The organism is Streptomyces sp. NPDC046977, from assembly GCF_040644455.1.
Lineage (GTDB): Bacteria > Actinomycetota > Actinomycetes > Streptomycetales > Streptomycetaceae > Actinacidiphila.
On sequence record NZ_JBEYWO010000006.1, the window covers coordinates 24577 to 46754 of the forward strand.

The 22178-nt window shown below is 72.2% G+C and carries 15 protein-coding genes; 9 read left to right on the forward strand and 6 right to left on the reverse strand.

The window, feature by feature from the left end:
• Positions 1-268: 268 nt before the first annotated feature.
• Positions 269-1669 (forward strand): hypothetical protein, encoded by a 1401-nt coding sequence (locus ABZ883_RS11310; protein ID WP_360905208.1) that lies wholly within the window; start codon positions 269-271, stop codon positions 1667-1669.
• A gap of 193 nt (positions 1670-1862) precedes the next feature.
• Here ABZ883_RS11310 and ABZ883_RS11315 read toward each other — a convergent pair whose 3' ends face one another.
• Positions 1863-2909 carry a LacI family DNA-binding transcriptional regulator gene (locus tag ABZ883_RS11315; RefSeq protein WP_360905210.1) on the reverse strand — a complete coding sequence of 349 codons (1047 nt, stop codon included), beginning with the start codon at positions 2907-2909 and terminating at the stop codon, positions 1863-1865.
• Positions 2910-3208: 299 nt separating this feature from the next.
• On the opposite strand from ABZ883_RS11315, the gene ABZ883_RS11320 reads away from it, so the two are divergent.
• From ABZ883_RS11320 to ABZ883_RS11340, 5 genes are all read left to right on the forward strand, one after another.
• Positions 3209-4492, forward strand: coding sequence for an extracellular solute-binding protein (locus ABZ883_RS11320; RefSeq protein ID WP_360905212.1), 1284 nt, complete (start codon positions 3209-3211; stop codon positions 4490-4492).
• A gap of 45 nt (positions 4493-4537) precedes the next feature.
• Positions 4538-5437: a sugar ABC transporter permease gene (locus ABZ883_RS11325; RefSeq protein WP_360905214.1), complete on the forward strand. Its 900-nt coding sequence runs from the start codon at positions 4538-4540 to the stop codon at positions 5435-5437.
• Complete coding sequence (locus ABZ883_RS11330; RefSeq protein ID WP_360905216.1) at positions 5434-6351, forward strand: carbohydrate ABC transporter permease; 918 nt, start codon at positions 5434-5436, stop codon at positions 6349-6351. Before ABZ883_RS11325 ends, ABZ883_RS11330 begins: the two co-directional genes overlap by 4 nt.
• A complete protein-coding gene (locus ABZ883_RS11335) occupies positions 6348-9002 on the forward strand; it encodes a hypothetical protein (RefSeq protein WP_360905218.1) in 2655 nt (884 codons plus the stop codon). Before ABZ883_RS11330 ends, ABZ883_RS11335 begins: the two co-directional genes overlap by 4 nt.
• A gap of 219 nt (positions 9003-9221) precedes the next feature.
• A complete protein-coding gene (locus tag ABZ883_RS11340) occupies positions 9222-9452 on the forward strand; it encodes a hypothetical protein (protein ID WP_360905608.1) in 231 nt (76 codons plus the stop codon).
• Here the strand turns inward: ABZ883_RS11340 and ABZ883_RS11345 are convergent.
• The 5 genes from ABZ883_RS11345 to ABZ883_RS11365 all read right to left on the reverse strand — a co-directional run bounded on the left by ABZ883_RS11345 (position 9436) and on the right by ABZ883_RS11365 (position 16667).
• Positions 9436-10098 carry an HAD-IB family phosphatase gene (locus tag ABZ883_RS11345; protein ID WP_360905220.1) on the reverse strand — a complete coding sequence of 221 codons (663 nt, stop codon included), beginning with the start codon at positions 10096-10098 and terminating at the stop codon, positions 9436-9438. The genes ABZ883_RS11340 and ABZ883_RS11345 overlap by 17 nt on opposite strands.
• Positions 10099-10269: 171 nt before the next feature.
• A complete protein-coding gene (locus ABZ883_RS11350) occupies positions 10270-10869 on the reverse strand; it encodes a hypothetical protein (protein WP_360905222.1) in 600 nt (199 codons plus the stop codon).
• 90 nt (positions 10870-10959) lie between these two features.
• Entirely contained in the window at positions 10960-14793 is a 3834-nt protein-coding gene (locus ABZ883_RS11355; protein WP_360905224.1) for a S8 family serine peptidase, read from the reverse strand.
• A 243-nt stretch (positions 14794-15036) separates the two neighbouring features.
• Positions 15037-15753, reverse strand: a complete 717-nt coding sequence (locus tag ABZ883_RS11360) for an SDR family oxidoreductase (RefSeq protein ID WP_360905226.1) — start codon at positions 15751-15753, stop codon at positions 15037-15039.
• Positions 15754-15806: 53 nt separating this feature from the next.
• Positions 15807-16667 carry a DUF427 domain-containing protein gene (locus tag ABZ883_RS11365; protein ID WP_360905228.1) on the reverse strand — a complete coding sequence of 287 codons (861 nt, stop codon included), beginning with the start codon at positions 16665-16667 and terminating at the stop codon, positions 15807-15809.
• A 136-nt stretch (positions 16668-16803) separates the two neighbouring features.
• Here ABZ883_RS11365 and ABZ883_RS11370 point away from each other — a divergent pair, with 136 nt between their 5' ends.
• The 3 genes from ABZ883_RS11370 to ABZ883_RS11380 all read left to right on the forward strand — a co-directional run bounded on the left by ABZ883_RS11370 (position 16804) and on the right by ABZ883_RS11380 (position 22155).
• Positions 16804-17400 (forward strand): ABATE domain-containing protein, encoded by a 597-nt coding sequence (locus ABZ883_RS11370; protein WP_360905231.1) that lies wholly within the window; start codon positions 16804-16806, stop codon positions 17398-17400.
• 287 nt (positions 17401-17687) lie between these two features.
• Complete coding sequence (locus tag ABZ883_RS11375; protein ID WP_360905233.1) at positions 17688-19022, forward strand: GAF domain-containing SpoIIE family protein phosphatase; 1335 nt, start codon at positions 17688-17690, stop codon at positions 19020-19022.
• A 235-nt stretch (positions 19023-19257) separates the two neighbouring features.
• A complete protein-coding gene (locus ABZ883_RS11380; RefSeq protein WP_360905235.1) occupies positions 19258-22155 on the forward strand; it encodes a M4 family metallopeptidase in 2898 nt (965 codons plus the stop codon).
• The last annotated feature ends 23 nt before the right edge of the window (positions 22156-22178 follow it).

Sequence of the window (22178 nt, forward strand, 5' to 3'; positions counted from 1 at the left end):
CTCCTCCGCATCGGCCCGGCGGCCCGCACGGCCGTCGAGTCCACGTACGTCACGGCGCAGCGGACGGGAACGGGCGGGCCGCCGACGCGAAGGCCTCAGGTCAGGGCACTCTTGCGCGCTCGTCAAATGTCCGCAAAGCCGCACGGTGTTCATGTTGGATCAACCGGATTTGGCCCCGGCCGGGCGCGAGAACAGCGTGGTCAACTCCAGCAACCGGTGCCTAGCCTGTGCTGCGCACACCCTGTGATCTCTTTGTGGGGGGAACCACATGAAACACCGTCCGCATCGCCGCGCCACGGCGCTGACCGCAGTCGTCGGCGCGGCGATGGGCCTCGTGCTCACCGGAGTTGTCGCCGTCCCGGCGCAGGCAGACGACCAGCCGGTCATCGCGCTCCAGCAGATCGCGCCGGTCGCGGTCTCCCCGGCGACCCTGGCCGGGGTGTCGAAGACCGCGACGCCCTATCTCTCGTTCACGACCACGGCGAAGAGCCTGAGCACCAGTGCCACGCTGACGATCGACGTGACGCAGCTCTCCGAGATCGCGAACGTGACGTTCTCCGGCAACTGCACAGTGGTCCAGCACGTCGCCAACTGTGAGGAGTCGTTCTACTACGACGACCTGACCGGTGTCGGCTCGATCGGCGCCGAGACCCAGATGACCGTGAAGGCGAAGGCCGGCGCGCCGGTCGGGTCGTCCGGCGGCTACACGATCAGCGGTACCGCGGACAACGCGGAGATCGTGGGCGGCCAGGGCACGGTGGAGATCGGCGGACCGGCCTACGACCAGGCCCAGCCGACGAACCTGACCGACCTGGCGGTCGGGTCGACCGTCAACGAGCCGGTGCGCTTCACCAACATCGGCGACCGCGCCGCCGACGGCACGCAGGTGCTGCTGTGGGCCTCACCCGGGATCGGGTTCGCCAGACACTTCGCCAACTGCGAGTACAGCACCGATGGCGGCCCCATGGTGGCGGAGGTGGCGCTCTGCACCATCCCCGGACAGGTGCTGCCGGGGGAGAAGGCCGCGCTCGCGCCGGCAGTCCGGCTGAACGTCGAGTCGACCGCGTACTACACCTACCTGGACTCGATGATCGCGCCGGCCGGTGATCCGGGCATCCAGCGGTCGGCCGCGGGCCACCGGTGGACGCAGGGCGTCGGCGGTCAGCTGACGCTGAAGGTCATCACGCCCGGGACCGCCAACGACGCGCCGTCCGGCGTCGTGTCGCTGTCCGAGCGCGGCTCGCACGGCAACTACCGCATCACCAGCCTGCGGGCCGCCAACACGGCGGACTTCTCGGTGACCGGCGCCGGCGTCACCGCGGCCGAGGGCGACACCGTGACGCTGGACTTCGCCATGACCAACAACGGTCCCGCGAGCATCTTCTACCGCAGCGGCGACCTCGTCGGCACCGTCGACGTCCAGCTGCCGCCCGGCACATCGCCCGTCGGTTCCTCCGCCAACTGCCGTCCGCAGGGCGGTGGGTACTTCTGCTCGAGTCAGAGCATCGTCTCGAGGGCCGGCACCGTCACGGACTTCTCCGTCACCGTGCGCGTCGACCAGGTGATCCCGGGCGCCCAGGGCTCCGTCTCCATGGCCTGGGGGCCGTCCGGGCAGCCGGCGTTCGACACGAACACGTCGAACGACACGGCCGCGCTCACCGTCAACTGACCGCGTCCCCGCACTCGGAGGGCCGGTTCCCGCCACGGGAACCGGCCCTCCGGCCTTGAGCGCCCACGTGCGGTAGCGGCCTCGGCATCGCGTTCGACGGTCACTGACGCGCTTTCCGGCGGCCGGTCCGCAGGTGGAGACAACGTTATCGTCCGATGTCTCGGTCGTCCGCGGGCCCGTGCAGCAGACGACTTCAGGGCGCCAGCTCGCCCGACCCCCGCGGGATCAGCCGGGTGGAGACGATGACCGTACGGGTCGGGCGGGCCCGGTTCGCGCGGCGCGCCGTGAGCAGTTCGATCGCGGTGCGGCCGATCTCCTCGTCGCCCTGGGCCACGACCGTGACCCCCGGCCGCAGCAGATCGGCGAGGCCGAAGTCGTCGAAGCCGACGAGGGCGATGCTGCCGAAGTCCGCGCCGAGCGCCCGGATGACGGCGACGGTGGTGCTGAAGTTCCCGGTGACCAGGGCGGTCGCCGGGTCGGGCCGCTCGCGCAGGGCGGCCAGCGCGGCGGTGACGCGGGCCGGTTCGACGGGGCCCGGGTGGACCATGCCGTCGAGGGGCTGGCCGATCCCGGTCAGCGCGTCCCGGAAGGCGGTCGCGCGCTCGCGCCCGGTGTGGATCCGCTCGTCGTCGCCGATGTAGCCGATCCGCCGGTGGCCCTGCGCGGTGAGGTGCGCGAACGCCTGGGCTATGCCGCCGCGGTTGTCGGTGAGCACGGTGTCCACGTCCAGACCGGCGGCCGGGCGGTCGAAGGCGACCACGGCCAGACCCGAGTCGATCTCGGGCTGGAGGTAGTGGTGGTCCTGGGCGATGGGCTCGATGATGATGCCGTCCATGCGGCGCCGGCACATGGACATCACGGCGTCGCGCTCGCGTTCCTCGTCGTCCTCGGTCGACATCGCCACCACGGTGAGGCCGGCGGCCCGGGCGGTCTCGTCGATCGCTCGCAGCACCGGGTGCGCGTCGGCGATGTGACGGACCGCCGCGCCTATCGCGCCGCTGCGTCCGCTGCGCAACTGCCGTGCCCGCTCGTCGGGTTGGTAGCCGAGCCGGTCGACGGCCGCCCGGACCCGGCCGGCGAAGTCGTCGCCGACCGTGGTGTCGCCGTTGACCACGCGCGACACCGTGCGCAGCGCGACGCCGGCCTCGCGGGCCACGTCCACCATCGTGGGACGGCGCGGCCGGTGCGGAGCGCTCTTGGCGGGCTCGGCGGTCTCGCCGGTGGCGTCGGGTCCGGGCACGTGGCTTCCCCTCTCGCGGTTCTCTCGTTCCCCTGCGTCCGCAGTCTCCCCGGGAGTTCCCCGGTTCCCCTGCCGGGGTCGTCCGGACCGCCCGGGTGTGTTCCGGAACCGGCCCGTGGTCCTCGGAGGACTTGACGTGCTGTCGGAGGACTCTACTGTATGGGGCGAGACAACGTTATCCCAGCGTCGGGATGCGGTCGTTCGCCGGGTGCCGCGGGGCTCCGGCGGGCGGTGTGCGCCGCTTCCCGGAGGGCCAGGTGCCTGTCTCCCGACAACTCCACACCCGGAAAGGGACCGCCATGCCCAGAAGAACGGCCCTCGGCAGGCGCAGCACCGCTCTCCTCGCAGCCGCCGGACTCTCCCTGCTCGCCGCCTGCTCCTCCACCGCCTCCGGCGGGGCCGGCGGCAACGCGCTGACGTACCTGACGTTCAACACCCCGACCCTGACCCCGGCGTTCTGGACGGACTCGATCGCCAGGGCGCAGAAGGCCGCGCCGGACGTGACGATCAAGCAGGTCGTGGCTCCCAGCACCGACCGCGACTCCTACGCCAAGCAGCTGCGGGCCTCCGGCCAGTTCCCCGACCTGCTCCAGTCGATCACCCCCGCGCAGTACACCGAGGCCGGCCTGCTCACCCCGTACGACCAGGCCTGGATCGACCGGAACTTCCTGCTGCCGCAGGGCAACGCCATCAAGGGCAAGGTGTACATCCCGCCGACCAACTCGCAGATCATCCCGCTGGTCTTCTACAACAAGAAGCTCTTCCAGAAGGCCGGAGTGACCCCGCCGGCCACCTGGAAGCAGTTCCTCGCGGTGTCGGAGAAGCTGAAGGCGTCCGGCGTGACCCCCCTCGAACTGGGCGGTAACGACCCGTTCGCCGCCGGGATGCCGCTGACCGGCGCGTTCAGCGCCGACGTGCTGGGCAAGAACCCGCAGTGGATCCAGCAGCGGCACGCGGGCACGGTGAAGTTCACCGACGCCGACGTCGTGGCCGCCGCGACCAAGATGCGCACCCTGGTGCAGAAGGGCTACTTCCAGGAGGGCGCGCTCAACGTCAGCTACGCCGACTCCATCAAGGACTTCAACGCCGGCAAGGCCGCCATGTACCCCATGGGCAGCTGGTACCTCGGCGCGATCCCCAAGGACCAGTGGGACACCATCGGCGTCTTCCCCTGGCCGACCGACGACGGGTCCACCGTCGTGCCCTTCGCGGTGGGCGGCTCGATGGCGATCAGCAGCAAGGCCAAGGACCCCAAGGGCGCCATGGCCTTCGCCAAGGCGTGGTCGCTCGACGCGGGCAACCTCAAGGCCCTGATCGAGGGCGACGGCGCCTTCCCCATGCTCAAGGACAAGACCCTCGACGGCTACGGCGTCAACGTCAGCCCCGCCTTCACCGACTCCTACGCCTTCGTGACCAAGGACAACACCAAGGTCAGCGCGATCGGCTGGGCCACCAACGACGACGCGCTGCCGGGCTCGCTCAACAACGAGTTCTTCGCCGCCGCCCAGGCCCTGTTCAACACCGACGACGTCAAGGGCGAGATGGCCAAGCTCGACCAGGCGTGGGAGTCCGCGACGAAGTGACCTGACAGCACGTCAGTCACACCTTCCCAGGAAAGGAGAAGGCGGGTGAAACCGCTGTCGACGTGGTTCCGCGACGCCTCGCAGGACCTCGGGCTCCGCCTGATCGCCGGGTTCGGCCTGTTGCTCTACACCGTGTTCATCGTCGTCCCGGTCCTCATGAGCCTGCGCAGCAGCTTCACCGACGAGAACCCCCTGAAGGCCGGCAGCGACTGGATCGGGTTCGGCAACTACACCGAGATGCTGCACGACCCGCAACTGCGCGCCAGCGTCCTGTTCACCCTGGCACTGGCCGTCGGAGTGACGGCGGTGGCCAACGTCGCGGGCCTGCTGCTCGCCGTGCTGCTCAACCGGACCGCGCTCACCTACCGGGTGCTGCGCACCGTGGCGTTCCTGCCGCAGGTGGTCTCCGGGGTGATCGTCGGCTTCGTGTGGAAGGCGATCTTCACCCAGGGCGGCCTGCTCAACGACACACTGATCAAGCTCCATGTGATCGGCGAGCCGGTGGACTGGCTCGGCAGGCCGCACCTCGCCCAGCTGTCGGTGGGCATCGTGGTCGCCTGGGTGCTCTCCGGCTTCACCACCGTGGTCTACCTCGCGGCCCTGCAGAACATCCCGCAGGAGCTGTACGACGCGGGCTCCATCGACGGGGCCACCGGCACGCAGCAGTTCCGGATGATCACGCTGCGGATGGTGGCCCCCGCCACGACCATCAGCGTGACCATCTCGCTGATCACCGTGCTCAAGCTCTACGACATCATCCAGGTCCTCACCTCCGGCGGACCGGCCAACGCCACCCAGTCCACCGCGCAGTACATCGTGAAGACCGCGTTCACCACCGACCGGTTCGGCTACGCCTCGGCCGTCGCCATGTTCCTGCTGGCACTGTCCGCGGTCATCGCCCTGTCCGTCACGAGCATCCTCCGCCGCAGGGAGATCGACCTGTGACCGTCCAGCACGCCCCCGCCCGTCCCACGACGCGCCGCCGGCCGAGGCCGGAGCGGCCGGCGGCCGCCCCCGGGCGGACCGGGCGGTACCGCGGGCTCCGTTCCCCGGTGCGGCTGACCGCCGCGGTCGCCGTGGTGCTGCTCTTCGTCAGCCCCATCTACCTGACCGTCGTCAACGCCTTCAAGACCGAGGAGGCCATCGTCGCCAACCCGGCGGCGCCCCCGGTCCACCCCACGCTCGGCAATCTGTCCACCGCACTCGGCCGTCCGGACCAGCTCATCCAGCTCGGTCTGCGCAACTCGCTCATCGTCGTGCTCTGTTCGGTACTGCTGCTGATCCCCCTCGGCTCGGCGTTCAGCTTCTGGATCTCGCGCCGGCGTACCCGCCCGCGGGCCGCGATCCTGGCGGTCCTCGCGGCGGGGCTGATGATCCCGCCGCAGGTCGTGCTGCTGCCGACCATCAGGATCCTGACCTTCCTCGGCCTCGACCACTCGTATCCCGGGCTCGTCCTGTCCAACCTCGGCGGCGGCTACTTCTCCTTCGCGGTCTTCGTCTACGTCGGCTTCATGCGCGCGGTGCCGGACGAGGTCGTGGAGGCGGCACGGCTGGATGGGGCCGGAGGGCTGCGGATCTGGTGGACGATCGTCATGCCGCTGGTCCGGCCCGCCACCGCCACCGTGGCGATCTTCCTGTCGCTGTGGATCTGGAACGACTTCCTCAACCCGCAGTTCATCCTCGGCCCGCTGCAGGGCCAGACCATCACCACCGGTCTCTATCTCTCCGTGGGGCAGTACCAGATGGATTACGGACAGCTGTTTGGCATCATGTTCCTCGCCGGGATCATCCCGGTGGCCGGGTACCTGCTGATGCAGAAGCAGTTCGCCGCCGGACTCACCGCAGGATCGGCCAAGTGAGCGCGACGCCGCGCACCGCGGCACCCGCTCCGGCCCCCGGCCCCGTACCGGCCACCGCGGGGGTGCCCCCGCTGGACGAACTCGCCGGCGAGTGGATGCCCGCCGACCGGCTCGCGCACCTGCCCAGCCTCCGCAACCAGTGGGGGCAGGGGCATGTGAACGCCGATCTGACGTCGTTGTCCTGGTTGGCCTTCCCGCCGTACAGCGGCGGCTACCACACCGGCGTGCTGCGGATCGACGGCCGCCCGCTCGCCGCGGAACGGCTGCGCTGGTCCCCCTGGGGTGTCGAACGCGAGGCCACCCGGGGCGCGTTGACGGTGCACACCGAGGTACGGATGGGCTACGAACGCAGCCGGCTGCTGTGGCGGATCACGCTGCGCAACACCTCGGCCCAGCCGGTGCGCACCCGCGTCGAACAGGAACTCCTGGCGATGTTCGCGCACCACGAGACGGACTGGGGCTGGCTGTACGGCACCCCGTGGAACCACGGCCACCACCACGACTTCTACGCCACGGAACGCCTCCGGTCCGAGGTCCTGGCCGACCGGCCGCGTCAGGTGCAGACCCTGCCGCACGGCGAGCGGTGGCTGCGGCTCGGCTCGCCGCGCATCCCGGGCATCCAGCGGGACGAGGACGCGGCGCCCATGCTCCTGGAGTCCGAACTGCCCGACCACTCCGCCCCGGACGCCGACCGCGTCCGCGAGCCGGGCGCCCCGTGCCTGGTGGACCGGCTGGAAGTCCGGCGGCCGGACGGCACGATCACCCCCGTCGGTACGGCGGGCGCCGCCTGGACCGTGCGGCCCGGCACCGACCTGCGCGTCGGCACCACCGCCCTCGGCGCCGGGGACGCCCTCGCCCTCCGGGTGCGCGTCGACCGGGCCGCCGCCCACGGCATCGTGGTCACCCACGGCAACCACCCCGACTCCGCGACGATCGGCCTCGACGAGGGCCGCCCCTTCCTGCGCATCGGCGGCGAACAGGTGCGCGCCGACGTGGCGTTGACCCCCGGGCAGTGGCACCGGATCGCACTCCGCCTCGGGGACGACGGCGCGAGCCTGGAGGTCGACGGCACGGAGCGCGCCCGCACCCGGCCCTGGTGGGAGGGCCAGCGGTGGACGGCCCGGGTGACGGACGGCGCCCTGTGCGTGGCCGACTCCCGTAGCCCGGCGCGGTCGGCGTACGCCTTCGCCGAGCCGCCCGCCACCCTGACCGCGAACGGCGCCCGCGGGCGCGCGCGCTGGGACCTGCGGCTCGCGCCCGGGCAGGCACACGTGCTGGAGTTTGCCCTCGACATCGGGACGTCCCAGGAGGAGACGCACGGCGCGGCCACGGCGACCGCGCGCACCTTCGGGACCGGCTTCGAGGGGATCGCCGACCGGTGGCGGACCACCTGGCGGTACGCCTTCACCCCGGGCAACCCGGAGTTCTCCGGCCACCTGCCCACCCTGCACACCGACGACGCCGACCTCGCACGCACCTACTACCTGGGCGCGCTGCTCGCCGTGTACATGCGCAACACCCGGGTGTCCCGCACCGGCCCGGTCTTCCTCACCGGGGGGCCGCGCCTCGGCCCCACCACGACCTTCTTCTGGGACCAGTCCGAATTCGCCCGCACCGCCGCCCTGCTGGAGCCCCGCGGCCTGCGCGCCTGGCTGCTGGCCGCCCTCGCGCAGCCCTACGACCACTGCCACTCCTTCGACACCCGCAACCTGCTCCCGGTGGGCAACCACTACGCCGCCAACGACCACGCCCTCTTCCGCACGGTCACCGCGTACGTCACCGTCACCGGGGACACCGGCCTCCTCGCCGAGCGGGCCGGCGACCGCGGCGTGCTGGACCACCTGCGCGCGATGGCCTACCGGCCGCGCGAGCGGCGCGCGCGGTACGCGGACGGCGTCCTGGCCGATCTGGGCGCGGACGCCTGGGAGTTGCTGGAGTGCGTGCCGAACTACCGGGACGCCGTGGTCTCCTTCAACGCCGGGTACGCGGGCATGCTGCGCTCGCTCGGCACGCTGCTGCGGTCGCTGGGCAGCGAGGCGGAGGCCGTGGAGGCCGAGGCGGAGGGCGCGCGGCTGGCCCGCGCGGTGCTCGGCCAGTACGCGGGCGACGGACGCTGGCGCATCAGCCACCCGCAGGGGACGGACGTCATCGGGCACTGCCTGGACTTCGTCCTGGTCGCCGCCGACATGACCGGCGACCTCACCCCCGCGCATCGCGAGGAGATGGTCGGGTTCGTCACCGGGCGGCTGCTCGACGGCGACTGGATGCGCGCCCTGGACCCGCGCGACCCCGTCGCCCCGTTCTCCGACCGCCCCGACCACGGTGCCGCGGGCGCCTTCGCCGCCTGGCCCGGCGCGACCGCGTACGGCCTGTGCCGCCTCGGCCGTCCCGACCTCGCCGCGGGCATCCTCCGCCGGGCGCACCGCACGACCTCCGGTGCCCTGTGGGGCCAGGCCATGGAGGTGACCCCGGACGGCGGCTACCGCGTCGCCGAACGCGGCGTCTCCAACCGCGAGAGCGTGGCCGCGGTCGCCGTCACCGAGGCGGTGCTCGCAGGGCTCTTCGGCATCGCGGCGGAGGTGCTCCAGCCCGGCGGGGCACCCCTGGAGAACGCCTTCGGGCGACTCACCGATGTCCGCGCGGCGGCCTGACCACCACTTTGCATCCGGCCGTCGAGCAGCGGCAAAAGCCCATGCCGATCGTCATCACCGCGGGACAGCGAGGGGACTCCCCGCAGTTCGAGGTCGTCCTGGGCCGAGTCCGGGTTTCCTCGCCCGGGGCTTGGGAGGTCGCGCACCCGGCTGAGGCGGGTCCGAGCGGATCACGCGTACGCTTCGCGCAGGAACCGTGCCTACCTGCGGCGACGTGGCATCCGCTGCATGATCCCGGACAAGGCCGATCAGGCACGGAACGGCAAGGAACGCGGCTCTCGTGGCGGCCGGCCTCCGAAGTTCGATCCGGTCGGCTACCGCGAGCGGCACGCGGTCGGGTGCGGCATCAACCGCCTCAAAGGGCACCGGGCCGTGGCGACGAGGTACGACAAGCTCGCGGTACCTTACGGGGCGACCGTGCTGGCCGCGGCCATCAACGAGTGGCTGTGACCAGGCGGCTCAAGACGGGAAGCACGCCTCGCAGGTCGTTGCCGTCCACCGTGACGGTCGCCGCATCGCGCGCACCTGCCGAGGCATTGAACGCCACGCTCAACCCGACGGATGCGAACAGCGGCAGGTCGGAGCGGCTGTCTCCGATGGCCCCACACGAGCGGGGAGCGAGCCTCAGCTCTCGCGCTTTGGCGAGGGCGAAATCTCGTTTGTCGTACTCGTCGAAGTGACGGGCGACCCGGCCCGTGAAGCGGCCGTCGACGGTCTCCAGGCGAGGCCCGCTGAACGCGTGGAAGCCAAACCGGTCAGTCAGGTAGCTGCCGACTGGCGACCAGGCAAGAGTTGCCAGCACGGGCACCAACCCGTTCTGCCGGCACCAGGCCACAGTCTCTGTGATGCCCGAGACCAAGGGAAGCCGGTCGAGCCAGCGGGAAACCCGGTCTTCGGGAACCCCCGCCCAGCCCGCCGCATCCAGCTCGGAGACCTGCCGATTGTCCAGGGCACCAGAGGCGTAGGCGTCTTCGGCCTTGGCCAACTCGTCCCGATGGCCAAGGAAGCCAGCCAGAAAGACCGACGAACTCGTACCCGGAACGAGGGTGCCATCGACATCGAAGAACACGACGCCCACATGATCGGATGAGAGCACTGGCCAAGGATGCCACTCTCCCGAGAAACACCAGGTCGGCGGGTGCCCCCCGCTTGCTTCCGATACACGCACTAACACCTCATGCCCGCACCCGTCAGCGTCGACGAGAGGAGCCGCACGCGACATGGATCGGGATCATCCGCGAGAACTCGGCCTGAACTCACCCCGAAACTACTCGTAGATCCGGGCCGCCGACAGTTGCAGGGCCACCGACCGCCAGGTGACCGGTTCGAGCTGTCCGTGCAGCGGCGACGTGCCGCCGACCCAGGCCGCCCAGGCCTCGAGCCAGTTGTACAGCGTGCCGTGTGCCCATCCGCTTCCGTCGTCCGCCCGACCGCCGCGGCGGATCCGCGCCAGGCACTCCTGCCGGTCGCGGTCGAAGTCCGCCGCGAGTGCGGTGACATACGTCCGCAGGTCCTCCGCGGACTCCACCTGCTCCGAGGTGATGCCGGGCACAGCTCCCACAGTCACGGGCGCGGGCGTGGCCGTGCGGGCGGCGTCGAGTTGGTGGGCCAGACCCTGCCATCCGGGCCTGCCGGGGGCCTGTTCGTGGAGAAGGTCGGTGCCGTTGATCCTGTGCCCGAGGAGCCGGGCCCAGCCCCGCAGGAAACGGTCGACACTCTGGTTCGTCCAGCGCCCGGCCGGGAGTTCGCCCGTCGCGCGGCCCGTGCACGCTCGCTCGCAATCGGCGGCGAGGTGTTCCAGATAGGCGGCGAAGTCCTGCCGGGACTCGACGTGGTGCCAGGAACCGGCCGTGGGGGAAGGGGACATGCCGGGAGGCTACGAGGCACGCCGGGCCCGCGTCGACCGGATATCGGCGCGGGCCGGGCGGCGTACCGCTCCGGCCCGCACCGGGTCGGGTCACTTCAGGCCGAAGGCCCTGGTGACGGTCTGGTCGACCGCGTTGCCCCGGTCGTCGGAGGCGGTGGCGCGGAGGGTGACGTAGGACGCGTCCTTCGGGGCGTCCAGGCGGGTGCGCCAACCGTCGCCGATGTGCTTGAGCGGGGCCCGGTGCCAGGTGGCCCCGTCGTCGTAGGAGACCTCCAGGCCGACCGTGCCGATGGCCCAGGTGGGCGGCAGTTGCTGCTCCGCCTCGGGCGACGCCAGGTGCGAGGGCGTGACCGTGAAGCGCGCGTCACGGTCGGCCCGGCCCATGTCGTCGGTGTCGACGGCGTAGTCGAGCTGGATCATCGGCAGGGCGACGCCCTCGTGCAGCCGGCCGGGGGCGGAGGTGAAGTCCCACGCCGTGCGCGTACTGGTGGAGTAGGGGCTGTCCCAGTCGCCGCGCGCGGTCTCCAGGAGGTACCGGTACGGCAGCGGCTCGGGCTTGAGGCCGCCGGTGTAGACGAAGGTGCCGGGGTAGCTGGCCAGCAGGGTGCCGCCCTGGTAGAGCGAGGCGGTGGACTGTGCGTCCGGGGTGACGGCGTAGCCCTCGCGGCGGGTGCCCCCGTCGCCCCAGCCCGGCACCGTGATGAACAGTGCGTCGTCCTGGCGCCAGCTGCCGTTGCCCGGGAAGGCCCAGTTCGCGCGGGGCCGCGCGATGGGCGAGAACCACTGGTCGTGGGTCACGCTGCCCGGCGCGTACGTGCGCTGCGGCGCCAGGGTCCTGACCTCCCCGATGACGGTGGCCGCCTGCGCCCACTGGACGCCGGAGTCGGTGGAGACCCAGTCGGTGCGGGTGCCCCGGGCCGGGCGTGGGAGTTCGGTGCCGAGGCCCACCAGCGAGAACCCCGGCCAGATGTCGTAGCGGTAGTCCCGGGCGTCGGCCTGCCGGGAATTGTCGAACTCGGTCTTGACCTCGGCCAGTTCACCGGCCCGCGGCCGGTACGTCGGATCGGCGGGCACGGCGCCCGTCCAGACGCGGGTGAGGTCGTACAGGTAGTCCGTCACCGGGTCGGAGTGCAGCCGCAGTGAGGCGCCGCCCTGCTGGGCGCCGCGGATCAGGGCCTCGCCCTGGTCCTCGCCGACCCCGACGACGGTGATCGGCGGGCTGACGTCGGTGCGCGGGTCCAGCCGCCGGCCGTCCCCGCCGTCGACCACGAGCAGCATGCGGGCCCCGGCCCCGGCCGCCGCGGCGGTCTGCTCGGCGAGGGACACGGACTCGTCGCGGCGTACGACGGCGGCCTTCCCGCGGACCTGGAGACCGGTGTAGTCGGCGGGGGTGCCCTGCCCGGCCCAGACGGTGTCCAGGCGGAGGTTGCCCTTGGGCAGCGGCTGTGCCGCCTGCCGTACCAGGATGTCGTCGACGTCCTCGCCGTCGGCGGAGATCTTCAGCACGGGCTGCTCGTCGCGCCAGCGGGCGCGCAGCTCGAAGATGCCGTCCTCGAGCTTCCCGTCGGTGGGCAGCACGAAGAAGCTGTCGTAGTCGGGCCAGGAGCCGAAGTTCCACTGCCAGGTGCCGGAGGCCTCGCGGGTGCGGATGTAGTCGACCCGCATCGCGGTGGTGACGGTCTCCTTCGGGGTGACCGCGGTGAGCCGGCGTGCCTTGGAGGCGTCGAGCGTGAGGGTGGTGTCGTGGTCGAGGGTGAGCTCGGGCACGGCGAGCAGGGCGAGGCCGCGCGAGCGCGGTCCGTGGACGCCCTCCACCGGGACGGTGGCGGCGACGGTCCAGGGGCCGCCGTCCATCAGGAAGGTGGTGGGGCCCTCGATGGTCAGCCACCCCATGAGGCCGGGGTCCTGCCCCTGCTGGACGAAGACCAGCGTCTCGCCGGTGACGACGCGTCCGGAGCGGTCCTTGGGCACGAGGGTGAGCTCGAACTGCTCGTTCCGCGTTGAGACACCGACGGCGGTGGCCACCTTGACCGTGTCACCGGCCGAGGCCTCGACCCGGGCGTCGTACGAGGTGCCGAGGGCCGTGGCGTCCAGGTGCGTGGTCACGGTGACCGCGGCGGTGCCGTGGGCGGGCACGGTCACCTTTGGCGCCGACAGGGTGAACAGTCCCGCGGGGGAGCGGGGGGACGTCACCGCGAGGTCGAGGGCGACGGGGGCGTCGCCGGTGTTGGTGTAAGTGATGTCGCGGTCGACGGTCGCGCCCGGTGCGGGCGGCCAGGTCTGCACGCCCTCGGAGACGGTGCCGGTGGCGAGCAGCGTCGCCGAGGCGGCCGCCGCGGCGTCCACGCGCCCGTTCCCCGCCTGGTAGGCGGTGTACGAGGGGGTCGCCTTCGCGGTGCTGACCAGCGCGTCCTTGATCTGTCGGCCCGTCCAGCCCGGGTGCGCCGCCGCGACGAGCACGGCCGCGCCCGCGACGTGCGGGGTGGCCATGGAGGTGCCGCTCATCGTCGTGTACGGGCCCTCGCCCGGCGAGTACTGCGACCGCGCCGCCAGCACCCCGACGCCCGGCGCGGTGATCTCGGGCTTGATGGCCGCGTCGCCCGCCCGCGGCCCGCGCGAGGAGAAGCCCGCGAGCGCGTCGGAGGTGTCGACGGCACCGACGGTCAGCGCCTCGTCCGCGGCTCCCGGCGCGCCGATCGTCCCGCTCCGGCCGGAGTTGCCCGCGGCGATCGTGAACAGGGCGCCCGTCTCGTCGCTCAGGCTGTCGACGGCCATGCTCATCGGGTCGGAGCCGTCACTGGGGTCGGAGCTGCCCAGGCTCATGCTGACGACCCTGGCGTGCTCGGTGCGGGCCGCCCACTCCATGCCGGCCAGGATCCAGGAGGTCTGTCCCGAGCCCGTGTTGTCCAGGACCTTGCCCACGTGGAGCCTGGCACCCGGGGCGACGCCCCGCTCCTTGCCGTCGGACGCCGCCCCGGTGCCGACGATGGTCGACGCGACGTGCGTCCCGTGGCCGTGCCGGTCGACGGCGGTGTCGCCGGGGACGAAGCTCTCCTCCGCGGCGATCCGGCCCGACAGGTCGGGGTGCCCGTCGTCGACGCCGGTGTCCAGCACCGCGACGTCCACACCCTGACCGGTGTTGCCGCCCTTCCACACCTCGGGCGCCCCGATCCGGGCGACCGTGTCGGCGAGATCGGCCTTCACCTTGCCGTCCAGCCAGACGCGTTCGATGCCGCCCGCCAGGACCGGCGCGGCGGCCCGCTTCCCCGCGGCGCCCTTTTTCGTGAAGCCCTGCGCGCCGTCGACCGTGGTGCGCAGGGTGCTGCTGCGGTTCAGGGCGGCAGGGCTCACCCCTTCGGTGAGGGAGTCCCAGAACGCGGCCGCGCCGTCGTGCCTCGCGGCCACCGCCGCGCCCTGAATGCTCGTCAGGGGCCGTACGCCGGCGGCCGCTTCGGGTATCGCCTTGGCGCGCGCGTGGGCCGGGTCGGCGTAGCGGACGATCAGGGGTGTGCGGTCGGTGCGGGCGTTGTCGTAGCCGTAGGCCAGCAACCGCGTCACATTGAAGAGGTTCTTGTCGAGGACACCGGCCGACACATAGGGCATGACCTCGTCCGGGTACACGTAGGTCTCGCCGTCGGCCTTCGTGGTCGATGCCGCCACGGGCCGCCCGTCGGGGCCGTGGAGGGACGTCACGGTGAGCGGGCCGCTGCCGGTGACGGTCACCTCGTCGCCGGTGATCAGGGTGACGGTGCGGGGGGCACCACTGCCCTGGGCCGCCGCCGCGCGTGCGGCGAGACCGGCGGTCGTGGCGCTCGTGGCGGGAGGCGGGGACGCGGACGCGGAGACGGCGCCGAGTGCGGGGAACAAGGACAGGGCGATGCCGACGGCGGCGAGCCGCCGGCCATGCCGGAAGGAGGGAGGCAAAGGATCTCCTAACTGAGCACAAAAGGCTGGGAAATCGGGAGCCTCGATGAATGATCCGCACATGGCGGCGCCCCGCCAACACATCCCGGCGTCGCATCGGCGCCATGTCCCATGGACGACACCGGGCGCTGCCACGCGCAGGGACGGGTTGGCCAACTGGGGAGGCGGAGCGCCTGGTTCACCGCACGGCGACACGACCGGGCCGGCCGCACAGGAGTGCGGCCGGCCCGGTACGGACGCCGGTCAGACCAGCGGCTGCCCGCCGTCGACGGGCAGGCAGACGCCCGTCAGGAAGGTGTTGGTCATCGCGAACACCGCCGCGTGGGCGACGTCCTCGGGGGTGCCGATGCGCCCGACGGGATTGGCGGCGGACAGCCGGGCGAAGAAGTCGCTCTTCTTCTTGTCGCCGAGCGCGTCCCACGCGCCGGTGTCGACGGTGCCGGGGGAGACGGCGTTGACCCGGATCGGGGCGAGTTCGACCGCCAGCGAGCGGGTGACGGTGTTGACCGCGCCGTTCGTCGCGGCGACGCCGATGAAGCCCGGGTCGGGTTCGAGCGCCGCGACACCGGAGAGCAGGACGAACGAGCCGTCCCCCGGCATCCGCGACGCGAAGTGCTTGGCCAGCATGAGCGGTCCGACGACCTTGGTGTGGAAGGACAGCACGATCGCCGCGGGGTCCAGTTCGCCGACCAGGCCGCGGGCGCGCGCGGAGGCCGCGGACACGATGTGGTCGACGGCTCCGAGGTCCTCGGCCAGGGCCGCGATCGACGCCTCGTCGGTGAGGTCGACGTGACGGACCGTCACACCGGTGCCGCGGTAGGCCTCCTCGAGGCCGGTCACCGAACGGCCGGCCGCCACGACGCGCGCGCCCTCGGCGAGCGCCGCGTCGGCGACGGCCCGGGCGATCCCGCTGCCGCGGCCGACGACGAGCACGGTCCGGTCCTTGAGGGATGTGGGCATGAGGGATCTCCTTGGTGGTCGGGAGGGGCGGCCGGCGCGCCGCCCCCGGGATGTCAGGCGCCGCGGACCTCGGCGGCGTCCAGGCCGCGGTCCACGCCGTGGGGGACGACCTGCTGGCCGGGTTCGAGGACGAGCCGTTCGCCGTCGAGCAGCACCTCGACCTTGTCGGGCTCGAACGAGACGAGTCCGCCCACCCGCGCGACCTCGGGGTAGGCGTCGCGGTACGACCACGCGGCCTTCCGCGAGCCGCCGATGTCGTAGTAGTCGGCGAGGCCCTTGTAGGGGCAGAACGTCTGCCCCTCGGCCGGGTTGAGCGCGGTCTCGTCGACGTCCGCCCGCGGCACGTACCAGCGGGGCGCGAACCCCGATTCGTACAGCACCACCGGATGCTCCGAGCGGGCCACGACACGGCCCTCGGAGCGCACCTCCAGCGTGCGGGAGGTGCCGCGGATGTCGATGCGGTGGTAGGCGTCGGCGGCGTGCCCGAGGATGCGTTCGTCCTCCTCGTAGAAGGCGTCCATCGCCCGCCAGGCGAAGGCGACGCGCCCTTCGAGCTCGCTCGCGTGGTCCGGGAGGGCGGTCAGTTGCCAGGCGGCGCGCTCGGCCTGCCGGTCGCCGGCCCGCACCGTGAACCAGGAGGTCTCGCCGAGGTCCTGGTGCCGGGTGGTGCGGCCGGTGGGGAGCAGCGCGTCGTCCCGGACGGCGGTCCGCGGGAAGTAGGCCACCGGATAGCGGCCGGGCTCGTGGAGCAGGACCACGTTCTCGCTGTCGGCGATCCACTCGCCCGCGTACCGGACCCGCATGCGGCGGCGCAGCCGTTCGGCGAACAGCATCCGCTCGGGGAGGGGGTCCGGGACCAGGAAGCGCCCGAGCCTGGTGGTGGAGAGCGGTCCTTGCTGCCATGACAGTCCCATGGCGGTCCCTCTTCCGTGTCGATGGCTAATGCTTCAATCGACACTAGTTCCATTAGAACCTGAAGGCAACGGCAGCCGGGACGCGTCGCGAAAGTGCGAGGTGGACCTCTTCGTGACTAATGGGTAGCATCACTATGTGAGCATTCAAGTAAGCGTCGAGGAGCTCCAAGCCGCGGGCTTCCCCATGGGGGGCGAGCCCCTGGTTGCGCTGGATCTCGCCGACACGGTGATGACGGCCGCCGAGCCGCCCGTCGACCTCATCGAACCGTCCGCCGCCGCCACCGCCTGGTGGGACATCCAGTCCCGCCGGCTCCCCCCGGGCCCGGTCCCGGCCCCGGGGGCGACGCGCAGGCTTCGCGCCGCGATCCGCGAGGTGCTGGACGCCCATCTGGAGGACCGTCCCGCCGACGCCGCCGCCGTGGACGACATCAACGCTGCGGCCGCGGCGGTGCCCGCCAGCCCGCGCCTCGTCCTCACCGGCGACGGGCCGCGCGCCGCCACCCGCTGGCACACCGAGCACGGCGGCAACGCCGCACTCGCCGCCATCGCGGGCGAGGCCATCACCCTGCTGGGCAGCCCCGACCGGCTGCGCCTGCTGCGGCGCTGCGCGAACCCCGAGTGCTCGATGCTGTTCCTCGCCGAGAACCCGCGCCGCAAGTGGTGCACGAGCAACATCTGCGGCAACCGCGCCCGCGTTGCACGCCATTACGCCCGTACCCACGCGGCGGGCTGACCCCTCCCGGTCGCCGTGGGCCATGCCGGTGATGTGCCCGCCCGCCCCGACTGGCCCGTACCGCGCCCATGTGCATGGGCGGGACGTCGCGCCCCCGCGCACCAGGGCACGCCGCCGCCGGCCGCCGCCCGGGGCGCCGCGGCGCGCGCCGCCACCCTGATGGCGGTGCGGCGCGCGGTGGCGGACCGCGCGGGCACCGCCGAAGCTTTTGTTCTGCATCGTGGTGTCTGGTGGTGTCGTGTGCGCTTCGTGCCGTTGTCGGATCGTCGTGGGCGAGTGTCGCTGCTATGGGTGAGGTGAGTGGCGCCGGGCGGGACCCTGGCGGACTGGGACACGCGTGGTTCCCGCTGGATCCGGGCCTGGAACGCATCTCGACGGAGCTGAACGACCTGGCGCGGGCCCAGCGCAGGCTGCAGTTGCTGATGGCCGCGATGCTGGCGATCAGCCGCGAGCTCGATCTCGAAGTCGTGCTGTCCCGCATCGTGTCGGCCGCGGTGGACGTGGTCGGGGCGCGCTACGGCGCGCTCGGCGTGCTCGACGCCAAGGGCGAGAGCCTGGCGGAGTTCCTCACCGTCGGCCTCGACGAGTCCGAGAAGGAGCGCCTGGCCGGTACGGAACTCCCGCGCGGCCGCGGTCTGCTCGGCTATCTGATCCACCACCCCGAGCCGCTGCGCGTGGCCGACATCGCCCGGCACCCCGAGTCCGTCGGCTTCCCGCCCGGCCACCCGAAGCTGCGGACGCTGCTCGGCGTGGCCATCAGCGTGCACCAGCAGGTCTACGGCAACCTCTACCTCTCCGAGCGCCTCGACGGGAACCCCTTCGACGAGTCCGACGAGGCGATGCTGGTGGCACTGGCCGGGACGGCGGGCGTCGCCATCGAGAACGCCCGCCTCTTCGAACGCGTCCGCGACCGCAACGAGGAGTTCCAGCGCCTCTTCCTGCCCGGCCTGCCCGACCTGCGTCCCGTCGAGGCGGCCGCCGTCTACCGGCCGCCCGTGCAGCCCGAGCACATCGGCGGCGACTGGTACGACGCCGTGCTGCTGCCCGACGGCTCCTGCGCCGCCGTCGTCGGCGACGTCGCCGGCCACGACCTGCGGGCGGCCGCCTCGATGGCCCAGACCCGCAGCATGCTCCGTGCGCTGCTCTACGAACTGCGCACACCGCCGAGCGCCGTCCTGTCCCGGCTGGACACCACGCTGGACGCCTTCGACGAGCATTGCGTGACCACGGCCTGCCTGGTCCGCATCGAGACCAGGGGCCCCGACGCGTGGACCCTGCACTGGAGCACGGCCGGCCACCCGCCGCCGCTGCTCGTCACCCCGGACGGCCACGCCCGCTATCTGGCTCCCGAGCCGGACCTGCCCCTCGGGGTCGACATCTGCGAGCGCCGGCACGACCACGCCCACCGCCTCGAACCCGGCTCCACCGTCGTGCTGTACACCGACGGGCTGGTCGAGCACCGCGATGTCCCCGTCGACATCGGCCTGCGGGCTCTGGCACAACTCGCCTCGGCCAACTCCCACCTGCCGGTCGACCGGTTCTGCTCGGTCATCGCCGACCAGCACCCGAGCGACGGCCACGACGACCTGGCCGTCCTCGCGCTGCGCACCCCCTCGGGCTGAGACCGGCCGTTCCCTCCGACGTATCGCGGGTCCTCGCGCGTGCCGGCGCCCGCGCTTGACGGACACCCGGCCTTCGCACCTGTGCAATTGCGCGTACTCCCAAGGGATCTTCTCTTGTCATGCGCGCGTGAGGCGACGAGGGTCGGGGCGAGCCGCGGGCGCGATGGTGCGCCAGGCATCGGATGTCCCACTACCGGGCCCGGGTTCGCACCGGGCCGTCGGAGGCACGTTGTCCATGTCATCTCGTACACGGCGCACGCCCGTTCACAGACCCGGCCGCGCCGGCCTCGCCGCCCTGCTCGCCGTCACCACGGCGCTGGGTGTCGCGGGCCTGACGTCTCCCGTACACGCCGAGGAAGCGGCACCGGCCGCGCCGGCCGGCACCGAGCCGGCTCCCGGCACGGCGACTCCCGCGCTGGTGGAGGGGCTTGACGACGCGGTGGACGCGTCGGCCCCGGCCGCCGAGGCGGCGCGGTCGCACCTGGCCGGGCACCAGGAGCGGTACCGGATCCCCGCACCGGACCGGGACCTGGTCACGGACTCGGTCTCCACCGAGGCCGACGGCTCCGAGACCGTGCGGCTCGGCCAGAAGTACCGGGGCGTGCCGGTCCTGGGTGCGCAGTACGTGGTGCGCATGACGCACCGGGACGGGAAGCGGACCGTCACCGGCACCTCGGGTGCCTACTTCACCGCCCTGGACGTCGACACCGCCCGGCCGTCCCTCCCCGCGGCCACCGCCGTCCGGAGCGCCGTCGAGGAGATCCGGTCCGGACTGGCCCGCGGCGGCTACCGCCCGGCCCACTCCAAGTCCGCCGCGGACGACCTGTCGGGCACCGACCGCGGCCTGACCGTCCTGCCGGTCGGCAAGGGCGTGCTCGCCCGTCATGTCACCGTGCGCGGCACCGACCCCGCTACCCGCACGCCGCTCGTCCAGGAGGTGTACGTCGACGCCGCCACCGGCGTCGCGCTCTTCCAGTCCGGCGGCCTTCCGACCTTCGCGGCCGCTGCGCCCGCCGCCTCCGCCGTCGGCACCGAGGGCACATCGATGCGGACCGGCAAGCCGGCCACTCCCGGCGCCGGTTCGGGGAGCGTGACCGGCAGCGGGACCCTGCTGGGCGGCAGGACCGTGCCGCTGTACCTGACCAAGGACACCGCCACCGGCCAGTACCTGCTGCGCGACACCGCGCACATGGCGGACAGCAAGCAGCACGGCGTCATCCAGACCTGGGACGCCTCCAGCGTCTGGTACCAGGACGTCTCCGGCGCGTGGCCCGAGAGCGTCGTCCCGTTCGTCTCGCCCACGCCGAAGGTGGGCCCCGAGTTCACCGAGACCGGGGCGGTCGACGCGCACTGGGCGGCGGGCCAGGTGTACGACTTCTACCGCGACACCTTCAAGCGCGACAGCCTCGACGGCAAGGGCATGACCATCAACTCCCTGGTCGGCGTGACGGACTTCGGCTCCCCGTTCGTCAACGCCTTCTGGGACCACACCAAGATGGTCTACGGCACCGGCGACGACGAGTACCGCTCGCTCGCCTCCGACCTCGACGTCGTCGGCCACGAGATGACCCACGGCGTGGTCGAGCACACCGCGAACCTCGTCTACGCGGGCCAGTCCGGCGCCATGAACGAGGCGATCGCCGACTACTTCGGCAACACCATTGACGTCACCGTCAACCACACCCCGATGACCGACCCCGACGCGGGGCTCATCGGCGGCGACTTGTGCCGTACCCGCACGCCGCGGCAGTGCGCCTTCCGCGACCTCAACGACGGTGCCACCACGGCCAAGTTCCTCGGCCTGCCGCTCGGCTCCTCGTACGACAACGGTGGCGTGCACATGAACTCCACCATCTTCAGCGGCGCCCTGTGGGACATCCGCGAGCAGCTGGGCGGCACGCTCGCCGACCGCATCGTCTACCGTGCCCTGACCTCCTACATAGCCCCGCTCGACGGGTTCGACGAGGGCCGTGATGCGGTCGTCGCGGCAGCCCGGTCGCTCGGCGTCAAGGGCAGCCAACTGGCCGTCGTCAAGGGCGCCTTCGACGCCCACGGCATCGTCCCCGGCTGGGAGAAGTCCCTCGGCCTGGACAGCGACGTCCTCATGGGCCGGGTCGGCACCCTGATGTCGTACACCGGCAGCGGCAACAACCCCAGCGCGAGCAACGGCTGGTGGGCGGCGCCGAAGTCCAGCGCCGACAGCCTGGCCCCGTACGCCGTCTGGGTGGGCCGCACCGACGGCTCCGGCAAGCCCCGCCAGGTCTCCCCGGACGACGGCCGCTCCCACCTCAGCCCCGTCACCGACGGCAAGCGCGTGGTCTGGGTGGCCGTCGGCGACCTCGTCTCCCCTGACGACCCCTACACCCGCACCTACGACATCCTGGCCGCGCCGGTCACCGGCGGGAAGCCGAAGACGCTCTTCAGCACCACTGCCGAGATCAGCGGCCTCAGCGTCGACGGCGACACCGTGGCGTGGTCGTACCGCGAGGCGTCGTCCGGCCGCCAGCGGGTCTTCTACCTCAAGGGCGGCGCGACCGTCCCGCGCAAGGTTCCGCTCAGCCGCGAGGAGAACCAGGCCGCGGAGCCGTCGGTGCGCGACGGGCGCATCGCGTACATCCAGGACGGCCTGTTCGACGGTGTCTACGGAGTCGCCGTCGAGGTGTACGACATCGCGGCCGGCACCACCACGATGCTGGGCGCACCCTCGCAGCCGGAGTGGATCAGCGCCCCGGTCGTCACCGCCTCCGGGGTCTACTGGGTCATCGACACCGACTACACCGACGACGACTTCACCACGCTGCGCCGGGCGGACATCGACGGCTCCCATGTCACCGACCTCATCCCGGAGAAGAGCGCGCACCCGGTTCGCGCCTACGGCCTGACCGCCTCGGACACCGCGGTCACCCTCACGGTCTACGCGTCCTGGAGCCAGGTCTTCGACGACTACAACGACTCCCTGGCCAAGCTCTACCAGTTCACCCCGCAGGGCGCCCCGCTCGGCCGGGTCTCGTGCAGCCACGGCCAGCAGGCCAACGCCGCCGCCGACACCGGGCGGCGTGTCCTGTGGCTGGACACCACGACCACCGACACCGATCTCGTGACCCGCAACCGCCCGGCGGGCACCTGCTCCTGACCCTTTCCCCCAGGTGGGCCCCC

Coding starts and splice junctions, on each gene's coding strand:
- ABZ883_RS11310 (WP_360905208.1), top strand. CDS start 269: ATGAAACACCGTCCGCATCGCCGCGCCACGGCGCTGACCGCAGTCGTC.
- ABZ883_RS11320 (WP_360905212.1), top strand. CDS start 3,209: ATGCCCAGAAGAACGGCCCTCGGCAGGCGCAGCACCGCTCTCCTCGCA.
- ABZ883_RS11350 (WP_360905222.1), bottom strand. CDS start 10,869: ATGTCCCCTTCCCCCACGGCCGGTTCCTGGCACCACGTCGAGTCCCGG.
- ABZ883_RS11360 (WP_360905226.1), bottom strand. CDS start 15,753: ATGCCCACATCCCTCAAGGACCGGACCGTGCTCGTCGTCGGCCGCGGC.
- ABZ883_RS11365 (WP_360905228.1), bottom strand. CDS start 16,667: ATGGGACTGTCATGGCAGCAAGGACCGCTCTCCACCACCAGGCTCGGG.
- ABZ883_RS11375 (WP_360905233.1), top strand. CDS start 17,688: ATGGGTGAGGTGAGTGGCGCCGGGCGGGACCCTGGCGGACTGGGACAC.
- ABZ883_RS11380 (WP_360905235.1), top strand. CDS start 19,258: ATGTCATCTCGTACACGGCGCACGCCCGTTCACAGACCCGGCCGCGCC.